Genomic DNA, 18,735 nt, shown 5'->3' with positions numbered 1-18,735 from the left:
CGGAGCGAGACCGATGAACGCAGTCGTGGCGGATATCACCTACCGGGCGATGCTGGGGCGCAAGCGCATCTGGCTGCTCGCGCTGCTCCCGGCGGCGCTGATCGGCATGGCGGCGCTGCTGAGGCTGATCGGCGGTCCCGACGAGCACACGGCCGTGATCCTCATGGAGAAGTTCTCCATCGGGACGATGTTGCCCCTCCTCGGGCTCATCGCGGGCACCGGTGTGATCGCCCCGGAGATCGAGGACGGCACGATCATCCATCTGCTGGCCAAGCCGATCTCCCGGCCGGTGATCGCCCTGACGAAGTTCGTCGTGGCGGCGTCGCTCGTGGCGGTGTTCGGGGCGCTGTCCACGTTCATCGCGGCGTTCCTGCTGATCCGCGACGAGTCGGGCGTGGCCTACGGCTTCGCGCTGGGCGCCCTGCTCGGCGGCGTTGCCTACGCGGCGGTCTTCATGCTCGTCGGCGTGATCACCCGGCACGCGGTGACCGTGGGCGTCATCTACGCGCTCGTATGGGAAGGCCTGGTCGGCGGCTACGTGCCCGGCGCCCGGACGTTCTCCATCCAGCAGTGGGCCACGTCGATCGCCGACCGGATCTCCTCCTCGCCGTTCCTCACCTCGGACGTCTCGCTCGGCTTCGCCGTATCAGCGGTGGTCGTCGTGACGGTGGGCTCGCTCGTGTGGGCCGGCCAGCGGCTGCGATCGTTGTCGCTCACCGGCGACGAGTGACGTTCTCGTCGCACGCGACGCCTCGCCTCTCGAGGCAAGCAGACCACTCAAAGCAGAAAGGCACGGTTCACGCCCCTGGGCATGAGCCGTGCCTTTCCTTTTCAGCACTCGTTCAGGCGCAGACCGTACGGACGACGTCCGCCAGGTAGTGGGCCACGGACGAGGCCTGGTCATGCGACTCCGCCTCGACCATGACACGGATCATCGGCTCGGTCCCGCTCGGCCGGATCAGCACCCGGCCGCTGTCACCGAGGTCGGCCTCCGCCTTGGCGACGGCCGCCAGGAGCTCGGGCGCGGACGCCTTCGCCTTGGTGACGTCACGGACGTTGACCAGCACCTGAGGGAGCTTGGTCATCGCGGACGCCAGCTCCGCCAGCGAACGCTTCGACCGCGCCACCTCGGCCATCAGGTGCAACGAGGTGAGGAGACCGTCGCCGGTCGTGGCGTGATCCAGCATGATCACGTGACCGGACTGCTCTCCGCCGAAGTTGTACCCGTGCTCCTTCATCGCCTCCAGGACGTACCGGTCGCCCACGGCGGTCTCCACCATGTTCAGCCCGGCGTTCCGAATGGCGATCTTGAATCCGAGGTTGGACATCACGGTCGCGACCACGGTGTCCTCGGCCAGGCGGCCGTCGGCGTGCATGGCCAGCGCGAGGATCGTCATGATCTGGTCGCCGTCGACCTCGTCGCCGTCGGCGGTCACCGCGAGGCAACGATCGGCGTCGCCGTCATAGGCGACCCCGAGGTCGGCGCCACGTTCGGCGACGGCCTCCTTGAGAGGTCCGAGGTGCGTCGACCCGACGCCTTCGTTGATGTTGAGACCGTCCGGGTTGGCGCCGATGGTCTCCACGACCGCGCCCGAGCGCAACAACGCCTCGGGAGCGACCATGTGCGCCGCGCCGTGCGCGCAGTCGACGACCACGCGGAGCCCGTCCAGACGGTGGGGCAGGGTGGTCAACAGGTGCGAGACGTATCGATCCGCCTCGCCGTACGCCTCCCGGACTCGGCCCACGGACGGGCCTACCGGGCGGTCCCACTTCTCCCCGAGCCGCTGCTCGATCTCGTTCTCCACCGCGTCGGGCAGCTTGAACCCGCCACGAGTGAAGAACTTGACCCCGTTGTCGGGGGCCGGATTGTGGGACGCGGAGAGCATGACCCCGAGGTCAGCTCCCAGTGCGGATGTGAGATACGCGACCGCCGGGGTGGGCAGCACGCCGAGCCGAAGCACATCCACGCCTGACGACGCGAGGCCGGCGACCACGGACGCCTCAAGGAATTCCCCTGAGGCCCGAGGGTCCCGGCCTACGACGGCGATCGGGCGGCCACGCCGCCCGACGCTGGCGTGGAACGCCCCGGCATCGCCGAGGACATGAGCGGCGGCCACGGACAAGTCCATGGCCAGTTCCGCGGTGAGGTCGCGACCAGCGACCCCACGTACCCCGTCGGTGCCGAAGAGGCGCCCCAACTTAACGCTTGCTGTACTGCGGAGCCTTACGGGCCTTCTTCAGACCGTACTTCTTGCGCTCCGTGGCGCGAGCGTCACGGGTGAGGAAGCCTGCCTTCTTCAGCGGCGGGCGGTTCTCGGCGTCCAGGATGGCGAGCGCGCGGGACAGGCCCATGCGCAGCGCACCGGCCTGGCCGGTCACGCCGCCGCCGTCGATGCGGGCGATGATGTCGAACTGGTCCTCAGCGCCGAGCACGACGAACGGCTCGTTAACGATCTGCTGGTGGACCTTGTTCGGGAAGTAGGTGTCCAGCGAGCGGCCGTTGATCGTCCACTTGCCGGTGCCCGGCACGATGCGGACACGGGCGATGGCCTCCTTGCGGCGGCCGGTGCCGTACGAGTTGCCCGTGGTGACGGGCTTGCGCACGGGGGCGTCGCTCTGGGGCGCGGACTCACTGGTGTACTCGGACGGGAACTCCTCCGGGGAGAAGTCTTCCAGCTCGCCCTCGACGAGCGTCTCGGTACCGGTGGGCTCAGCCACGGTTCTCCTCTTACTTTCCTGGCTCGACGTTTACTGGGCGATCTGGGTGATCTCGAAGGTCACCGGCTTCTGGGCCTGGTGCGGGTGCTCGGTTCCGGCGTAGACCTTGAGCTTCTTCGCCATCTTCCGGCCGAGAGCGTTCTTGGGCAGCATGCCCCTGACCGCCTTCTCGACGGCCCGGTCCGGCCGCTTCTCCATGAGCTCGCCATAGGTGACGGCGCGCAGACCGCCGGGGTATCCCGAGTGGCGGTAGGCCTTCTTCTGCTCGAGCTTGTTGCCGGTCAGGGCGATCTTGTCCGCGTTGATGACGATGACGAAGTCACCCGTGTCGACATGCGGGGCGAAGATCGGCTTGTGCTTACCGCGAAGCAGAGTGGCGACGTGGCTGGCCAACCGGCCGAGCACGACGTCGGTGGCGTCGATGACGTACCACTGACGTTCGACGTCGTTGGGCTTCGGTGAGAACGTGCGCACGGCAGTGCCTTCTGTCGGAATGTGAACTCTCGGTAGGTTGCGCAGGCACGGCGACAACCTCCGTCTCCGCATGTACGGGAGAAGACGCCGGACGCGCCGTGCACCGGTCGTCTCGCAGACCGGTCCACACACAACGAACTAGCAGACTAACCGACCTCGTATGGCGTGGTCAAAACGACGCCCGCGCGGCGGCGGGACATCGGGAGATCAGGATGGACATCTGACCCCAAGGTAACATTTGAACGTTCAGCAAATACTTTCCCGTTGTCCTCTTCTTCCACATGCCGCGGATCTCTATATTTGACTGCGCTATGTGGCAGACCCCTCACACCCGGCATACCCGGCGGGCGTCCCGGCGTGGGACTCGCGTGGGGCTACTCGCGTGCGTGCTGGCGATCCTGCTCCTCGGTGTCGTGGTCAACAGGCTGACCGCGAACAGCGGCGGCGTCGACGAGGTCTACCTGCGCAACTCCCAGCCCTCACCCAGCGCGGTCGCCGCCAGTCGCAAGGACCGGCCGCCGCTGGAGGCCGTGCGGCCACAGGCGTCCGCCTCCCGGGCGGCCACCTCGATCACCCGGCCGTCCGCCACGGCGACCACGCCGAGCGCGGGCCCGTCGGACCGGGGGCCGCAGCGCAACCCCGGCTTCACCCGGCCCCCCGGCCGCACCGGCCGCGGCGGAGGCGCCAAGAGTTTCCCCAGCAAGAAGGTCGTCGCGCTGGTCAACATCGAGCGGGCCAAAGCGGGATGCGGGCCGCTGCGCCTGGACCCCCGTCTCGTCAGGTCCGCCCAGCTCCACTCGCTGGAGATGGCCAAGAGCAACGTCTTCGACCACAACTCCCCCGACGGTGAGACCCCCTGGTCGCGCATGGCCAAGGCGGGGTACAAGGACGGCGGCGCGGAGAACATCGCCCGCGGCTACCGGTCGGCGGAGGAGGCCGTCCGCGGCTGGATGAACAACCCGGGGGACCGCCGGAACATGCTCACCTGCCGGCTGGTGGCCACAGGCGTAGGAGTGGCCATCGGACCTGGGGGTCCATGGTGGACAGAGGACTTCGGGTATTCGTGACCCTTCCTCATGTGCTCTGATACCCGGCTAATCTCGGGCGCATGGGTTATCCCGGCGACCAACATCCACATCGCCAGCCGTTGACACCTCCCGACCCGCCGAGCTGGCGGGACGCCCCGCCGCACCAGGGCGAGGAGATCTCCTCGCCGTACGGCGGCCCGCACAGTCGGGAGCCCTCGCCCTACGAGACCGGGCAAATCGCCGCACCGTACGGCGCGGCGGGCGGATACCGGCAGGACACCGCGCCGTACGGTGCGGGGGCCGGGCTGCAGCAGGACTCGCCCTTCGGCGCGACGTCGAACGATCAGTGGCAGGAGAACCCCGGCCAGGGCTACGGCTACCCGGGGACGACCGAATCGTTCGGCGCAGGCCCCGCGGCCCCGCCGCCCGGCCCGCCCCCGCCGCCCGAGCCGAAGTGGGACCCTGACGCGCCGGTGCCCCTGTGGCGCCGGCCACTCGTGTTCGGCGTCGCCCTGGTCGCCCTGATCGTCGCGCTCTTCGCCGGGCTCTGGGTCGCCGCGAAGAACGACAAGCCGCCGGTCCACAAGCAGGTCGTGCCGACGCCGACGATCGTCGTGCCGTCGGGTCCCGGCGGCAAGTACGGCTATGCCGAGTCCCGGGCCACGGACAAGTCGCCGCTGGCCATCAAGGAGCTGTTCGGGAAGAAGAAGATCACCCAGAACAAGCACTCCTATCTGATGACGGTGTGGCGCAAGGAGAAGACGTGCGCCGACGGCATCTCCGGCGCGAAGATCACGAAGGCCCTGAAGGAGGGTGCCTGCACCCAGATGATCCGGGCCAGCTTCCGGGACGCCAAGGGCACGATCATCGGCACCGTCGGCGTGGCGAACCTGAGGACCGCGTCCGGCGCGAAGAAGGTGGCGTCGGCGGGCGGCGGCGGGGAGCGCACCGACTACCTCAAGCCGTTGCCGGGCAAGGACTCGGTCACCAAGCACCTCGGCGCCGGTGAGGCGTACGCCGGAGGCTGGACGCACGGCCACTACACCGTCCTGTTGTGGTTCCAGTTCAAGGACGGGCACAAGCCGAGCAAGACCGGGTTGAAGCAGCTCTACCAGGCCGCCGTGGACATCACCGATGCGACGGTTTTCCCTGCCCTCGAAACCCGTTCGCTCACCGGAGGACATGCCTGACGGGCCTGGTCACCAGTGCGTTCATATGGTGATCTTCTCGGGCGAACGGCCGCCGAGGTCCACGCGGAAACGCCCATAGCGACACGGCGATCTCGTCGACGCCGATACGCTTCCGGCTATGCGTGGCCAGGATTCCGGTTCCGAGCACGAAAACGATATGGCATGGACTCGCCCTCCGGCGGACACCCAGAACTCGGCGGCAGCCGCTACGCCACCGCCGAGCTTCGGCCGGTCGCCCGTCGGCGAGGAGACCGCGTGGGCCCCGGAGGAGGAGCCGGCCTACAGCTGGTTCTCGCCTCCGCAGGCGGAGGCCCATGACGCCGAGGTCTCCGACCGTCTCGAGGACACCAACCAGTTCAGGGCCATCCAGCCGTCCGACTCGTTCCCGCCGTTCCAGGCTCCCGGCACGCCGTTGCCGGCCCCCCACCACGCCGGCCCAGAGGGCATGACCGGCACGCCCGGCAGGGACGGCAGGACCGGCGCGGACAGCACGCCCGGCGCGGAGAGTGCGACCGGCGCGGAGAACGCGCCCGCGCCGGGGAACACGCCGCTCTTCGGCGAGCCCGGACGTCACGCGCTGAGCCGCCCGTCCGGACAGGGCGCCTTCGCTGCGCAGCCCGAGGACCCTCCCCAGCCGGTGGAGCACTCGTGGTCGGACGGCATCGCCGTACAGCCGGAGCCTGTCCGGGAGCCCGACTCCACCGGGCAGCCCTTCCCCACCCCCGGGCCCTACGCCACCCACGAGCCCTACACCGCCCAGGACGCCTACGAGGGCGGGTACGGCGCCGAGACGCCCGGCGGGGATCCACATGCTCCGGCGACGGAGCCGGGCGGTCACGCCGCCTGGCCCCCGCCGTGGACGCCGCCGCCGAACCTGGAGGATCGCTCCCGGCCGTGGAGCCCCGATCCCGGTGTGGGCCCGGCGGACGAAACACTCTCTCGGGACGGATCCTGGCCCGCCCGGCATGCCGCCTGGCCGGCTCCCGAAGCGGAGACGTACGGGACCTCCCAGCCGAATCCGGCCCCTGAGGCGTACACCCCCGCTCCTTCGGAGCAGCCGAATCCGGCCCCCGAGACGTATCCCCCCACGCAGGCGTACAACCCCTCCGTGACCTACGGCCCTGGTCAGGCGTACGAGCCTCTCGATCCTCATGACCCGCTCGGGCCCGCCGGACGCCTCGGCGACGTGCCCGCTCACGGTGTCCCCGTCTCGGGGACTCCCGTCTTCGGGGCACCGGTCTACGACACCCCCCTGTACGACGTCCCGAGTCATGACGTCCCGAGTCACGACGCTCCGGTCCACGGTGCATCCGCCCCTGACAGGTTCGACCACGGGAGCCTCGTCCCGGAAGCCCCGATTCTCGGTGCGCCCGTCTACGACTCACCCGTGCAGGAGACTCCTGGTCACGGGTACGGCACGTCTGACCGCGACCCCCAGAGCCCCGACACCCGGTTCGGCGACGCTTCCACGGGCGCGGGCCTCGGAGAGACCGCCGAAGGCGCCGCCGATCCCGCGCGTACGGATGTTCCCACCCGGCCCGCCGAGCCCGGGGACGTCCCGGTCTGGCCTCCGCGGCTCACCGACGACGAGGCCCCGGCCGCCGAGGGCAGGCACCTCCACCACGAGGCTCCGCCCGTCGAGCACGAGGCCGCGGCCATCGAAGTGGCCGACGCCAGAGCCATATGGCCTCTGGGCACGTCCGCACATCAAGACAGCGGCTCCCCGACCGCCTCCCAGGCCGGCCTGCATGAACCGCTGCCCGGCACCGCCTTTCCCGGTGACGCCGTTTACGGCGACGCCCCCGCGGGACGGGCGGCCATGCGCGACGATGCCCCCTCCGGCGCTCCCGATCAGTGGGGTTCCGGAGGCGGTGAAGGCATCTCAGCCGCACGATCACTGTGGCCGCGCCCCGAGAGCGATCCGTCCGAGCCTGGCCCGGCCGCCGACGAGGCGATCGCGCTGGCGATCACTCCGACGGCCGGTTTCCCTCCGCTGGAGACGGGAATCCACGCGCTGCCGATCGAGGAGCCCTCGGGCTCGCAACCTCCTCAGTCACCGTCCCCCCACATGACTCCTGGACAGATGCCCCCCGCTCCGACACCGCAGAACCCGGCCTCCGCCCCCACGACCCCCTTCGCCTTCACACCGGTGACGCCGCCCAAGGCCGCCACGAAGGCTCTGGCACCGGGATTCGACTCGCTGGGGTCCCCGCCGGATTCCGACTTCGAAGGGCCGGCCACCACCCCGCAGCCCAAGGTCCCCGTCCTGCCGGGACCGCCGCCGGACCTCCCCCCGGTCTCCCAGGACGACCGGGGCAGGCCGGCCACCGGCATGACCAAGAGGGTGCTGCTCACCGCTTGTGGCGCCGTCGTCATCGGCGTCATCGGCGCGGCCGCGTTCTATGCCTACACGGGCCAGTCGCCCACCGGCGCGACCACTGCGGCGACCACCGCGGCGCCTTCCACGGCCGGCACCCCGGACGTGGACGAGGCCCCCGCTCCGAAGCCCACGGCGGCCACGATCCTGGACTCGCAGAAGACCGATCCCCGGAACATGCTGCTGACGGAGGCGTTCCCCGAGTCCCGGGTGTCCGTCGCGGGGCGCACCTTCAGGCGGGTCAAGATCGGCAGCACCGACACGTGTGGCGCGGCGGCCACCGGCACATTCGCGGTCGCGCTCCAGAAGCAGAAGTGCAGCCGGGTTCTCCGGGCGACCTACGTGGACGCCAAGAAGCAGTACGCCGTCACCACCGGGATCGCCGTCCTGCCCACCAAGCAGGCCGCGCTGACGGTCGACCGGAGCAAGAACCTCGGCGGCAACCAGTGGTTCCGGGGCCTCGACGGCACCGCGGAGACGGCGACCGACCGGGTGACGATCTCCGGGGGGTACGCCGCCGGAATGGTCTGGGGGCGCTACATCGTCTTCAGCTACGCGACCTACGCCGACGGCCACACACCTGAGGCCAAGGACAAGAGCCTCGGCCCGGTGAGCGCCGCCTTCCGCGACCACACCGCCGAAGTGCTCGCCAAGCGCATCACGCGTTGAGCGTTCGGACCCGGCGCGTCGAGGCGGCGCGCCGGGCCAGTTCCTCGGCGGCCGGATAGCGGACCTCTTCCAGCGTCAGGCCGTGCGCGGGCGCGACGTGCACGCCGGAGTCCCTGATCGTGGCAGCCAGCACCTGACCAGGCCACTCGGCGGGCCGCCTTCCCTCACCGACCGCCAGGACAGACCCCACGAGAGCCCGGACCATCGAGTGGCAGAAGGCGTCGGCGACGACCGTGGCACGGATGATCGCGTCGTCACCTCTCGCCCAGTCGAGCCGCTGGAGTTCGCGGATCGTCGTCGCCCCCTCCCGGCTCTTGCAGAACGCCGCGAAATCATGCTCACCGAGCAGCGCGGCGGACGCGGCGTTGAGCAGATCGACGTCGAGCGGCCGGTTGTGCCAGACGACCTCTCGCCGCCGCAGGGGATCCACCCCGCCGGGCGCGTCGGAGAGGCGGTACACGTACCGACGGGACAGGGCAGAGAAACGGGCATCGAAGCCCTCAGGAGCCACGCAGACGGCCTTTACCCTGACATCCAGCGGCAGGACACCCGATAGCCGCCTGATGAGCGCAGAGAGCCACTGAGCGCCCTTATCCTCCCAATCTTCCTCCGCGCCACCGGTATGAGCTCCTCGGCGGGCCGAGGCGTCCAGGACCGCGAGCGACGAGATCGCCAGATCGGCATGGGCCACTTGGCCACGGGCGTGGACTCCGGCGTCCGTACGGCCGGCCACGGTCAGCGCCGGAGCGGATTCCAGCCGGAGGACGCGGCCGAGCGCCTCCTCAAGCTCTCCCTGAACGGTCCGCCTGCCGGGCTGGCGCGCCCAGCCGGAGAACTCGGTCCCGTCATACGACAGGTCCATCCGCAGCCGAACGAGCCGATCCACGTCATCCTTCCCGTACGGCCAGGCCCTGCCGGCCCACGCCGTATCCGTGTCGACAGACCCGAGCCTGCCGCATCACTGCCGTATCTCTCCCGTATCAAACGAGAAAGCGGGCCCGGCACCCCCGCGAGGGAAGGCCGGACCCGCTCTCAAAAGCCTGGAATCAGGCCTCGTCCTTCTTGGCGCCGTCCGCCTCGGCGGCCTCCGGCTCCGAGGTGGCCTCGGCGCTCTCCGGAGTGGCGTCGGTCTCGGGAGCCTCGACCTCTTCGGCCTTGGGCTCGGGAGCCGGCGCGGCGGCAGGCGTGGTCCGCGAGACGGTGACCGGGCTGAGCTGCTCGGTGACCAGCTCGATGACCGCCATGGGAGCGTTGTCCCCCTTGCGCGGCCCGATCTTCGTGATCCGGGTGTAGCCACCGGGACGCTCGGCGAACGTCGGCGCGATCTCGGTGAAGAGGTGGTGCAGAACGCTCTTGTCGCGAACGACGGTCAGCACCTGGCGACGGTTGTGGATGTCGCCCTTCTTCGCCTTGGTGATCAGCTTCTCCGCCAGCGGCCGAAGGCGCTTGGCCTTGGCCTCGGTGGTGCGGATCCGGCCGTGCTGGAACAGCTGGGTGGCGAGGTTCGCCAGGATCAGCCGCTCGTGCGCCGGGCTGCCGCCCAGGCGCGCGCCCTTGGTGGGCTTGGGCATGTGATGCTCCTCATGGATAACCCGCCCCGGCCGTATCAGGTACCGGGGTCGGGCCGACCGGCGGACCGGTCGTCACTGTCAGGGCCGTGCAGTACCGATCAGTACTGCTCGGTCTCGATGAAACCGCCGTCCTCGTCGTCGTACCCTCCGCCGGCGACCGCGGTGGGGTCGAATCCGGGCGGGGAGTCCTTCAGAGCGAGGCCCATCTCGTGCAGCTTCTGCTTGACCTCTTCGATCGACTTGGCGCCGAAGTTGCGGATGTCGAGCAGGTCCTGCTCACTGCGGGCGACGAGCTCACCCACGGTGTGGATGCCCTCGCGCTTGAGGCAGTTGTAGGAGCGGACCGTGAGGTTGAGCTCCTCGATCGGCAGCGCCAGGTCGGCGGCCAGGGCCGCGTCCGTCGGCGACGGGCCGATGTCGATGCCCTCGGCCTCGACGTTGAGCTCACGGGCCAGGCCGAAGAGCTCGACGAGGGTCTTGCCCGCCGAGGCCACCGCGTCGCGGGGCTTCATGGAGGGCTTGGTCTCGACGTCGAGGATCAGGCGGTCGAAGTCCGTGCGCTGCTCGACACGGGTGGCCTCGACCTTGTAGGTGACCTTGAGAACCGGGGAGTAGATCGAGTCGATCGGAATCCGGCCGATCTCCTGTCCCGGCTGCTTGTTCTGCGCCGCGGAGACGTAGCCGCGACCACGCTCGACGGTCAGCTCCATCTCGAGCTTCGCCTTGCCGTTCAGCGTGGCGATGTGCAGGTCGGGGTTGTGGACCTCGACGCCCGCGGGGGGCGCGATGTCCGCGGCCGTGACCTCCCCCGGGCCCTGCTTGCGCAGGTACATCACCACGGGCTCGTCGTGCTCGGAGGAGACGACCAGCGCCTTGAGGTTGAGGATAATGTCGGTGACGTCTTCCTTGACCCCGGGCACGGTCGTGAACTCGTGCAGCACGCCCTCGATGCGGATGCTGGTGACCGCCGCCCCCGGAATGGAGGACAGCAGCGTGCGCCGCACGGAATTGCCGATGGTGTAACCGAAGCCCGGCTCCAGCGGCTCGATGACGAACCTGGACCGATGCTCCTCGAGCGACTCCTCCTGGAGGCTCGGGCGCTGGGCGATCAGCATGTGTTACTCCTGAATCCGGGACAGGCCCGCGTCGCTCCGGGTCCACTGCCCCTCTGGGTACGGCGGCGCCCGCTATTTGACGCCACTCGCTAACAACCATGATGCCGCACGACTCGCCATGAGCGAGCCGTACGGCGTCATCGTCTGATCGAGACCGCTCCTACTTGGAGTAGAGCTCGACGATGAGCTGCTCCTGGACCAGCGTGTCGATCTGCTGGCGGACCGGGAGCTGGTGCACGAGGACGCGCATGCTGTCCGGCACGACGCCGAGCCACGCCGGGATCGTCTTGTCCCCGGCGGTGGCGCGGGCCACCTCGTACGGAAGCAGGTTGCGCGACTTCTCGCGGACCTCGACGATGTCGTGCTCACGGACGCGGTACGACGGGATGTCGACCTTCTTCCCGTTCACCAGGATGTGTCCGTGACGCACCTGCTGACGGGCCGCGTCACGCGACTCGGCGAAGCCGGCGCGGTAGACCACGTTGTCGAGACGGCTCTCCAGGATCTGGAGGAGGTTCTCGCCGGTCTTGCCCGACTTGCGGTTGGCTTCCTCGTAGTAGTTCCGGAACTGCTTCTCGAGGATGCCGTAGATGCGGCGGGTCTTCTGCTTCTCACGAAGCTGGAGCTGGTACTCCGACTCCTTGGGACGGCCGCGGCCGTGCTCACCCGGCGGGTAAGGACGGATCTCGATGGGGCACTTCGCGGACTCGCACTTCTTGCCCTTGAGGAAGAGCTTGGTCTTCTCTCGCCGGCACAGCTTGCAGTCCGCACCCGTGTAACGAGCCATTTTCTCTGTATCTCCTGGACTCAGACGCGACGGCGCTTAGGCGGACGGCAGCCGTTGTGCGGGACCGGGGTCACGTCCTGAATGGACCCGACCTCGAGGCCGGTCGCCTGGAGCGAACGGATCGCGGTCTCACGACCGGAACCGGGGCCCTTGACGAACACGTCGACCTTCCGCATGCCGTGCTCCATGGCGCGACGGGCGGCGTTCTCGGCGGCCATCTGAGCGGCGAACGGGGTGGACTTACGAGAGCCCTTGAACCCGACGTGGCCGGCGCTGGCCCAGGAGATCACATTCCCGTTCGGGTCGGTGATCGAAACGATCGTGTTGTTGAACGTGCTCTTGATGTGGGCGTGCCCATGAGCGACGTTCTTCTTTTCCTTACGGCGCACCTTCTTGGGCGCGCCCTGGCGGCTCTTCGGCGGCATTTAAGCGCTGTCTCCTGAAATGTGGCTGCTAGGACTACTTCTTGCCCGGCTTCTTCTTGCCGGCCACGGTCTTCTTCTTGCCCTTGCGGGTGCGCGCGTTCGTCTGCGTCCGCTGACCGTGGACAGGCAGCCCCTTGCGGTGCCGGATGCCCTGGTAGCAACCGATCTCGATCTTGCGCCGGATGTCGGCCTGAACCTCGCGGCGGAGGTCACCCTCGATCTTGTAGTTCGCCTCGATGAAGTCACGCATCGGGACCAACTCAGCGTCGCTGAGCTGGTGGACGCGCAGGTCAGGGCTTACGCCCGTGGCCTCAAGGATCTCGTGGGCGCGGGTGCGGCCGATTCCGAAAATGTAGGTGAGAGCGATCTCCAGCCGCTTTTCGCGGGGGAGGTCGACGCCAACCAGGCGAGCCATGGTCGGGCATTCTCCTTTTTTGTGGCGGAGGTCCTGCGCTCCACTGCCCCTCCCCATGCCCGGGGTGAGGGCCCCGGCCTCCGACCGGGGGTCTCCCGCGCGGTACGGCCTCCACAGGGAAGCCGCCTTCGCGGGTGTGGTACGCGATTACTGTTCCGGCTTCATCCGTCTCACGACGTCCGTACCGGATGCCCTCGCATGATCGAGTCCGCTACGAGAGCGGACTCCACGCGGGGCCGGCTGCGACTAGCCCTGACGCTGCTTGTGGCGCAGGTTGTCGCAGATCACCATGACGCGACCGTGCCGGCGGATCACCTTGCACTTGTCGCAGATCTTCTTGACGCTCGGCTTGACCTTCATAGTCCTTATTCGTTCCGCGTACGGCCCGCCTCCTGGACGGAGGATGGCCTACTTGTACCGATAGACGATCCGCCCACGACTGAGGTCGTAGGGGCTGAGTTCGACGACAACCCTGTCGTCGGGAAGGATTCGGATGTAGTGCATCCGCATCCGCCCACTGATGTGAGCAAGGACCTTATGGCCGTTGTCGAGTTGCACCCGGAACATCGCGTTCGGGAGCGACTCAACCACAGTGCCCTCAATCTCGATGGCGCCGTCTTTCTTGGCCATGGCCCTCGCGTTTCAGTGATCGGTCGTCTGAGGTTTTCCGGAACACTAAGCAGCCGCGACCTTCACACCATTCGGGAGAGCGCGGTCGGCCAAGACCGCCCATGCGCAAAAGGTCATAGTGAACCGACAAAGTAGTGTACGACAGCCCACCCCTAAAAGCGAAACGGAAGCGGGGTGTCCCGACACAACCAGCTCAAAGAGTACCCCAGATTCCGATCGCGCCCGCTGTCGTCGAAATGATCGCACCCACCCGTTCCGGCATCGCCGATATGCCGGTCCGGGTGGGCGCGACTCGATCATCGCGCGACGCGGCACAGCCCAGCCGTACCGCGTCGCGCGATAAAGATCACGTACCCCTCGGAAAACCGGGCGATGGTGGCCGATCGGCAAAGACTGCGTCTCACCGGAGAGCCCGCCACAACGGGCCGAAATCCCCGGGTCTCAGCGGCGGCGTTCCCTGCGCCGGTCTCGTCCATGCCCCGGGCCCGTGCCGAAGACGGTGCCCACCACGAGAGGGATGCCCCAGAAGAGGGTCACCCACAGCGGCCACGGAAAGATCGCGTGGCCGGAGCCCAAGGAAGACACGAGCCAGATGGCCCACAGGACGGCGTTCGTGCCCACGAAGCTCGACCAGGCCGCCCGGGTGGCCGCCTGCTTCCGCCCTGCCCGCGCCGGCGACTCGGCCTCGGGCTTGACCGTGGCCGGGAGCGTGTGCAGGTCGATCTCCGGCAGGTCCGTGGTCAGCTTCGCCAACTCGCCGTAGGTGCGGCTCTGATAGACCGCCTCGAGGCGCTCGTTGAACTCGTCGACGGTGAGCCTGCCCTCCGCCACGTGTTCACGCAGGGCGGCGGCGACCCGATCCCGGTCGCCGTCGGAGGCCCGCATCTCCGGGGTTGCCGCCATCACCATCTCCTGTTTAGCCGCGCAATACCCACATTATGGGCCACCGATCGCCCCGGCATGCCGTACGGATCAGGTGTTGTCGGCCGGGTCGGCGAGAAGTTCCTTGACCCGGGACGCGCCCCCGTCGAGCGCCGTGAGCACCAGCGGCCCGTTCTCCGTCACCGCGACACTGTGCTCGAAGTGGGCGGACGGCTTGCCGTCCACCGAGACGACCGTCCACTCGTCGTCGAGCACCTTCGTACGCTCGGTGCCGATGTTCACCATGGGCTCCACGGCGAAGCACATGCCCACCTCGAAACGCGGCCCGCGGCCGGGCCGGCCGTGGTTGGCCACCCAGGGGTCCATGTGCATCTCGGTGCCGATCCCGTGCCCGCCGTACTCCGGGGGGATGCCGTAGCGGCCCTGCGAGCGCACGTACCGCTCGACGCGGAACCCGATGTCCGACAGGTGGCCGCCGACCGTGAGCGCCGAGATCCCCCGCCACATGGCCTCCTCGGTGACCCGCATCAGCTCGGTGAGCTTCGGGTCGACCTCCCCCACCGGAACGGTGATCGCGGAGTCTCCGTGCCAGCCGTCCAGGATCGCCCCGCAGTCGAGGGAGATGATGTCGCCCTCCCGCAGTTTGCGGCGATCGTTGGGGATGCCGTGAACGACCTCGTCGTTGACGGAGGCGCAGATCGTCGCTGGGAACCCCTGGTAGCCCTTGAACGAAGGGATGGCGCCCTCGCCTCGGATGGCCTCCTCGGCGATCGCGTCGAGTTCGAGGGGGGTGACTCCGGGCTGGACCGACGATCGCAGCAACTCGAGTGTCCTGCCGACGACCAGGCCCGCCGCGCGCATCTTGTCGAGCTGTTCAGGCGACTTGATCTGAATCCCGTGCTTATTCTTCTTGAACACTTGTGCACCCCCTTTCGGGATTGTCCCATAAATGACTGAACGCCACCCCAAGGATAGGGATGGCGTTCGTTGCCACGGTAACGGATCAGTCGGCGAACCGCCGGAGCGCGGACATCGCACGCTGGGTGACCTCTTCGACCGGACCGGTCGCGTCCACCCCGACGAGGATCCCCTCGTCGGCGTAGAACGAGATCAGCGGCGAGGTCTGCTCCTGGTAGACCTCCAGGCGGTGCCGGATCGTCTCCTCGCGGTCGTCGTCACGTTGGAACAACTCCCCCTTGCACGCGTCACAGACGCCGGGGACCGCGGGCGGGTCGAAGTCGACGTGCCACACCTTGCCGCACGAACGGCAGGTACGCCGTCCCGCCAGCCGGCGGACGACCTCCTCATCGTCGACGACCAGTTCCAGGACGAGATCGAGACCCGTGCCGAACTCGGCCAGCATCTTCTTCAGGATCTCCGCCTGCGGCACGTTCCTGGGGAACCCGTCGAGCAGGAAGCCCTCCTGCGCGTCGTCCTCGGACAGCCGGTCACGGACCATGGCGACGGTGACCTCGTCGGGGACGAGATCACCCCGGTCCATGTACCCCTTGGCGAGCTTGCCGAGTTCCGTGCCGCCGGAGACGTTGGCACGGAAGATGTCGCCTGTCGAGATTTTCGGGATCGACAGACGCGATGCGATGAACTGGGCCTGCGTCCCCTTGCCCGCTCCGGGGGGCCCTACCAGGACGACGCGCACTATCTCAGGAAGCCCTCGTAGTTACGCTGCTGAAGCTGGCTCTCGATCTGCTTGACCGTGTCCAGACCAACACCGACCATGATCAGAATACTGGTCCCTCCGAACGGGAAGTTCTGGCTGGCACCGGCCACCGCGAGCGCGATGATCGGGATGAGCGAGATGACACCCAGATACGGAGCGCCCGCGGCCGTGAGCCTGTTGAGCACGAAACTGAGGTACTCAGCGGTCGGCCGGCCCGGACGGATGCCCGGGATGAACCCACCGTACTTCTTCATGTTGTCGGCGACGTCAACGGGGTTGAAGATGATGGACACGTAGAAGTAGGTGAAGAAGATGATGAGGAGGAAGAACGTGGCCATGTAGACCGGGTGGTCGCCCCTCACCAGGTTCTGCGCGAGCCATTCGATGACCGCGTTGGGCTGCTGGCTGTTGCCGAAGATCGTGACGAGCAACTGCGGCAGGTAGAGCAGAGAGGACGCGAAGATCACCGGGATGATGCTGGCCTGGTTGACCTTCAGCGGGATGTAGGTCGAAGTTCCGCCGTACATCCGGCGGCCGACCATTCGCTTGGCGTACTGCACCGGGATGCGGCGCTGCGCCTGCTCGATGAAGACCACCACGGCGATCATCACGACACCGACGACCATCACCACGACGAACTTGAACGGGCTGAGCCGGTAGATGTTCAGCAGCTCGGCCGGGAAGACGGCGATGACCTGAGTGAAGATCAGGATGGACATGCCGTTGCCCACGCCGCGGTCGGTCACGAGCTCGCCCAGCCACATGATCACGGCGGTGCCCGCCGTCATCGTGACCACCATCGTGACGATGGTGAAGACGTCCTGGTTGAGCAGGATCGCCTCGCGGCAACTCGGGAACAGCTGACCACTGCGGGCGAGCGCGACGAACGCGGTCGACTGCAGGACGCCCAGGCCGATGGTGAGGTAACGCGTGTACTGCGTGATCTTCGCGTTGCCCGCCTGGCCCTCCTTCTTCAGGGCCTCGAGCCGCGGGATGACCACGGTCAGCAGCTGCAGGATGATGCTCGCGGTGATGTACGGCATGATGCCGAGCGCGAACACCGACAGCTTCAGCAGCGCACCACCGCTGAACAGCTGCACCATGCCATAGATGTTGTTGGAATCACCCGCCTGCGCCTGGTCCAGGCACAGTCGGACGTTGGTGGCGTTGACACCGGGAGTAGGAAGCACCGAGCCAAGCCGGAAAAGCGCGATGATGCCCAAAGTGAAGAGCAACTTCTTGCGCAGGTCAGGCGTCCGGAATGCCCGGGTAATCGCGGTTAGCACGGTCCCTCCTGCGCGCCAGAGACGCGGTAACGGTCGGCGATGGCCGGGGGACGTCCATCGACATGTCTTGTTGCCAGTGAGCCGGGTGGGACGCAAAACGAGCCCACTGCCCAGCGAACTCTAACGCACTACGGGCGCGGAGGCTCATAACGAACCTCCGCGCCTCGTACAGCATCAGCCTAAAGCTCGGAAACCGAGCCTCCGGCAGCGGCGATCTTCTCCTTGGCGCTGGCGGAGAAGGCGTGCGCCTGCACGTTCAACGCCACGGAGATGTCACCGGTTCCCAGCACCTTGACGAGCTGGTTCTTGCGAACCGCACCCTTGACGACCATGTCGTCGACGGTGACGTGGCCGCCGTCCGGGAAGAGTTCACCGAGCCTGTCCAGGTTGACGACCTGGTAGGTCGTCTTGAACAGGGCGTTGGAGAAGCCCTTCAGCTTGGGCAGCCGCCGCTGAAGCGGAATCTGGCCACCCTCGAAGCCGAGCGGGACGTTCGTGCGGGACTTGGTGCCCTTGGTACCACGGCCGGCCGTCTTGCCCTTGGACGCCTCGCCACGACCCTTACGGATCTTGGACTTGTTGGCGCCGGGGGCCGGACGGAGGTCGTGGATCTTGAGCGGAGCGTTCTCAGTCATGACTAGTCCACCTCTTCGACCTCGACGAGGTGCGTCACCACGGCGACCATGCCCCGGATTTCCGGGCGGTCCTCCTTGACGACGACATCGCCGATTCGCTTCAGGCCCAGCGAGCGAAGCGAGTCACGCTGGTTCTGCTTGCCACCGATCTTCGACCGGAGCTGAGTGATCTTCAGCCGAGCCATCGGCTAGCTCACCGCCTTTGCGGCGGCGGCCTCAGCGAGGCCCTCCGCACGCGCCCTGAGCATCGCCTTGGGGGCGACGTCCTCGATCGGCAGGCCACGGCGGGCGGCGATCTCCTCGGGCCTGCTGAGGCCCTTCAGAGCCGCCACGGTGGCGTGCACGATGTTGATCGGGTTGTCCGAACCGAGCGACTTGGACAGCACGTCGTGGATTCCGGCGCACTCCAGGACGGCGCGCACCGGACCACCCGCGATGACACCGGTACCGGCGGAGGCCGGACGCAGCAGGACGACGCCGGCGGCGTCCTCACCCTGCACGGTGTGCGGGATGGTGCCCTGGATGCGCGGCACCTTGAAGAAGTGCTTCTTGGCCTCCTCGACGCCCTTGGCGATCGCCGCGGGCACCTCCTTGGCCTTGCCGTAGCCGACCCCGACGAGGCCGTTGCCGTCACCGACGATGACCAGCGCGGTGAAGCTGAAGCGCCGACCGCCCTTGACGACCTTGGCGACTCGGTTGATCTTTACGACGCGCTCGATGTACGAGACGCCCTTGTCTGCGGCGCCGCCGCGGCGATCGTCACGACGGTCCCGCCGCTCGCCACCGCCGCTTGCGCCGCGACGCGGAGCTGCAGCCATCAGTGGTTCCTCTTCTCATTGCTCATGGGACGGGCCG

The 18,735-nt window shown here is 68.0% G+C and carries 22 protein-coding genes; 4 read left to right on the top strand and 18 right to left on the bottom strand.

Going from position 1 to position 18,735, the window contains the following annotated elements; genetic code table 11:
* Nucleotides 1–13: 13 nt before the first annotated feature.
* Nucleotides 14–730 carry an ABC transporter permease gene (locus tag Psi02_RS17630; RefSeq protein WP_203975363.1) on the top strand — a complete coding sequence of 239 codons (717 nt, stop codon included), beginning with the start codon at nt 14–16 and terminating at the stop codon, nt 728–730.
* A 112-nt stretch (nt 731–842) separates the two neighbouring features.
* Here Psi02_RS17630 and glmM read toward each other — a convergent pair whose 3' ends face one another.
* The 3 genes from glmM to rplM are packed head-to-tail and all read right to left on the bottom strand — an operon-like array spanning nt 843 to nt 3,192.
* Nucleotides 843–2,198, bottom strand: coding sequence for a phosphoglucosamine mutase (gene glmM / locus Psi02_RS17625; protein WP_203975361.1), 1,356 nt, complete (start codon nt 2,196–2,198; stop codon nt 843–845).
* Between the two features lies 1 nt (nt 2,199).
* Nucleotides 2,200–2,718, bottom strand: coding sequence for a 30S ribosomal protein S9 (gene rpsI / locus Psi02_RS17620; protein ID WP_203953465.1), 519 nt, complete (start codon nt 2,716–2,718; stop codon nt 2,200–2,202).
* A 30-nt stretch (nt 2,719–2,748) separates the two neighbouring features.
* The gene (gene rplM, locus Psi02_RS17615) at nt 2,749–3,192 is read right to left on the bottom strand and encodes a 50S ribosomal protein L13 (RefSeq protein WP_203953464.1); all 444 of its coding nucleotides are present in this window, start codon (nt 3,190–3,192) and stop codon (nt 2,749–2,751) included.
* A 368-nt stretch (nt 3,193–3,560) separates the two neighbouring features.
* Here rplM and Psi02_RS17610 point away from each other — a divergent pair, with 368 nt between their 5' ends.
* From Psi02_RS17610 to Psi02_RS17600, 3 genes are all read left to right on the top strand, one after another.
* Nucleotides 3,561–4,259: a CAP domain-containing protein gene (locus Psi02_RS17610; RefSeq protein WP_203975360.1), complete on the top strand. Its 699-nt coding sequence runs from the start codon at nt 3,561–3,563 to the stop codon at nt 4,257–4,259.
* Nucleotides 4,260–4,300: 41 nt separating this feature from the next.
* The gene (locus Psi02_RS17605) at nt 4,301–5,410 is read left to right on the top strand and encodes a hypothetical protein (RefSeq protein WP_203975358.1); all 1,110 of its coding nucleotides are present in this window, start codon (nt 4,301–4,303) and stop codon (nt 5,408–5,410) included.
* A gap of 157 nt (nt 5,411–5,567) precedes the next feature.
* Nucleotides 5,568–8,456 carry a hypothetical protein gene (locus tag Psi02_RS17600; protein WP_203975356.1) on the top strand — a complete coding sequence of 963 codons (2,889 nt, stop codon included), beginning with the start codon at nt 5,568–5,570 and terminating at the stop codon, nt 8,454–8,456.
* On the opposite strand, the gene truA is transcribed toward Psi02_RS17600, so the two are convergent.
* The 15 genes from truA to rpsE all read right to left on the bottom strand — a co-directional run bounded on the left by truA (nt 8,446) and on the right by rpsE (nt 18,698).
* Nucleotides 8,446–9,342, bottom strand: coding sequence for a tRNA pseudouridine(38-40) synthase TruA (gene truA, locus Psi02_RS17595; RefSeq protein WP_239094958.1), 897 nt, complete (start codon nt 9,340–9,342; stop codon nt 8,446–8,448). The genes Psi02_RS17600 and truA overlap by 11 nt on opposite strands.
* Nucleotides 9,343–9,502: 160 nt before the next feature.
* Entirely contained in the window at nt 9,503–10,027 is a 525-nt protein-coding gene (gene rplQ, locus Psi02_RS17590) for a 50S ribosomal protein L17 (RefSeq protein WP_203975354.1), read from the bottom strand.
* A 98-nt stretch (nt 10,028–10,125) separates the two neighbouring features.
* Nucleotides 10,126–11,142: a DNA-directed RNA polymerase subunit alpha gene (locus tag Psi02_RS17585; protein WP_203885769.1), complete on the bottom strand. Its 1,017-nt coding sequence runs from the start codon at nt 11,140–11,142 to the stop codon at nt 10,126–10,128.
* Nucleotides 11,143–11,302: 160 nt separating this feature from the next.
* Nucleotides 11,303–11,929: a 30S ribosomal protein S4 gene (gene rpsD / locus Psi02_RS17580; RefSeq protein WP_203975352.1), complete on the bottom strand. Its 627-nt coding sequence runs from the start codon at nt 11,927–11,929 to the stop codon at nt 11,303–11,305.
* A 20-nt stretch (nt 11,930–11,949) separates the two neighbouring features.
* On the bottom strand, nt 11,950–12,354 hold the full coding sequence (rpsK, locus tag Psi02_RS17575) for a 30S ribosomal protein S11 (protein ID WP_020542285.1): 405 nt from the start codon (nt 12,352–12,354) through the stop codon (nt 11,950–11,952).
* A gap of 34 nt (nt 12,355–12,388) precedes the next feature.
* Nucleotides 12,389–12,769 carry a 30S ribosomal protein S13 gene (gene rpsM, locus Psi02_RS17570; RefSeq protein ID WP_203953457.1) on the bottom strand — a complete coding sequence of 127 codons (381 nt, stop codon included), beginning with the start codon at nt 12,767–12,769 and terminating at the stop codon, nt 12,389–12,391.
* 246 nt (nt 12,770–13,015) lie between these two features.
* Nucleotides 13,016–13,129 carry a 50S ribosomal protein L36 gene (gene rpmJ / locus Psi02_RS17565; protein WP_003956441.1) on the bottom strand — a complete coding sequence of 38 codons (114 nt, stop codon included), beginning with the start codon at nt 13,127–13,129 and terminating at the stop codon, nt 13,016–13,018.
* 48 nt (nt 13,130–13,177) lie between these two features.
* Nucleotides 13,178–13,399: a translation initiation factor IF-1 gene (gene infA, locus Psi02_RS17560; RefSeq protein WP_012887858.1), complete on the bottom strand. Its 222-nt coding sequence runs from the start codon at nt 13,397–13,399 to the stop codon at nt 13,178–13,180.
* Between the two features lie 441 nt (nt 13,400–13,840).
* Complete coding sequence (locus Psi02_RS17555; protein WP_203975346.1) at nt 13,841–14,302, bottom strand: DUF1707 domain-containing protein; 462 nt, start codon at nt 14,300–14,302, stop codon at nt 13,841–13,843.
* 69 nt (nt 14,303–14,371) lie between these two features.
* Nucleotides 14,372–15,199, bottom strand: coding sequence for a type I methionyl aminopeptidase (gene map, locus Psi02_RS17550; RefSeq protein ID WP_203975345.1), 828 nt, complete (start codon nt 15,197–15,199; stop codon nt 14,372–14,374).
* Nucleotides 15,200–15,284: 85 nt separating this feature from the next.
* Nucleotides 15,285–15,938, bottom strand: a complete 654-nt coding sequence (locus Psi02_RS17545) for an adenylate kinase (protein ID WP_203975344.1) — start codon at nt 15,936–15,938, stop codon at nt 15,285–15,287.
* On the bottom strand, nt 15,938–17,245 hold the full coding sequence (gene secY / locus Psi02_RS17540) for a preprotein translocase subunit SecY (RefSeq protein WP_203975343.1): 1,308 nt from the start codon (nt 17,243–17,245) through the stop codon (nt 15,938–15,940). Before secY ends, Psi02_RS17545 begins: the two co-directional genes overlap by 1 nt.
* A 179-nt stretch (nt 17,246–17,424) precedes the next feature.
* Nucleotides 17,425–17,880, bottom strand: coding sequence for a 50S ribosomal protein L15 (gene rplO / locus Psi02_RS17535; RefSeq protein WP_203975342.1), 456 nt, complete (start codon nt 17,878–17,880; stop codon nt 17,425–17,427).
* 2 nt (nt 17,881–17,882) lie between these two features.
* Complete coding sequence (gene rpmD, locus Psi02_RS17530; protein WP_203953451.1) at nt 17,883–18,065, bottom strand: 50S ribosomal protein L30; 183 nt, start codon at nt 18,063–18,065, stop codon at nt 17,883–17,885.
* Nucleotides 18,066–18,068: 3 nt separating this feature from the next.
* Nucleotides 18,069–18,698, bottom strand: a complete 630-nt coding sequence (gene rpsE / locus Psi02_RS17525) for a 30S ribosomal protein S5 (RefSeq protein WP_203975341.1) — start codon at nt 18,696–18,698, stop codon at nt 18,069–18,071.
* Nucleotides 18,699–18,735 lie beyond the last annotated feature (37 nt).

This window comes from Planotetraspora silvatica (assembly GCF_016863315.1).
Taxonomy (GTDB): Bacteria; Actinomycetota; Actinomycetes; order Streptosporangiales; family Streptosporangiaceae; genus Planotetraspora; species Planotetraspora silvatica.
Note: the sequence above shows the minus strand (reverse complement) of the source record. Positions and strands in the feature narration are given on the sequence as shown.

Coding starts and splice junctions, on each gene's coding strand:
- Psi02_RS17630 (WP_203975363.1), top strand. CDS start 14: ATGAACGCAGTCGTGGCGGATATCACCTACCGGGCGATGCTGGGGCGC.
- Psi02_RS17605 (WP_203975358.1), top strand. CDS start 4,301: ATGGGTTATCCCGGCGACCAACATCCACATCGCCAGCCGTTGACACCT.
- Psi02_RS17600 (WP_203975356.1), top strand. CDS start 5,568: ATGGCATGGACTCGCCCTCCGGCGGACACCCAGAACTCGGCGGCAGCC.
- rplQ (WP_203975354.1), bottom strand. CDS start 10,027: ATGCCCAAGCCCACCAAGGGCGCGCGCCTGGGCGGCAGCCCGGCGCAC.
- Psi02_RS17585 (WP_203885769.1), bottom strand. CDS start 11,142: ATGCTGATCGCCCAGCGCCCGAGCCTCCAGGAGGAGTCGCTCGAGGAG.
- rpsD (WP_203975352.1), bottom strand. CDS start 11,929: ATGGCTCGTTACACGGGTGCGGACTGCAAGCTGTGCCGGCGAGAGAAG.
- rpsK (WP_020542285.1), bottom strand. CDS start 12,354: ATGCCGCCGAAGAGCCGCCAGGGCGCGCCCAAGAAGGTGCGCCGTAAG.
- rpsM (WP_203953457.1), bottom strand. CDS start 12,769: ATGGCTCGCCTGGTTGGCGTCGACCTCCCCCGCGAAAAGCGGCTGGAG.
- rpmJ (WP_003956441.1), bottom strand. CDS start 13,129: ATGAAGGTCAAGCCGAGCGTCAAGAAGATCTGCGACAAGTGCAAGGTG.
- infA (WP_012887858.1), bottom strand. CDS start 13,399: ATGGCCAAGAAAGACGGCGCCATCGAGATTGAGGGCACTGTGGTTGAG.
- Psi02_RS17555 (WP_203975346.1), bottom strand. CDS start 14,302: ATGGCGGCAACCCCGGAGATGCGGGCCTCCGACGGCGACCGGGATCGG.
- rplO (WP_203975342.1), bottom strand. CDS start 17,880: ATGACTGAGAACGCTCCGCTCAAGATCCACGACCTCCGTCCGGCCCCC.
- rpmD (WP_203953451.1), bottom strand. CDS start 18,065: ATGGCTCGGCTGAAGATCACTCAGCTCCGGTCGAAGATCGGTGGCAAG.
- rpsE (WP_203975341.1), bottom strand. CDS start 18,698: ATGGCTGCAGCTCCGCGTCGCGGCGCAAGCGGCGGTGGCGAGCGGCGG.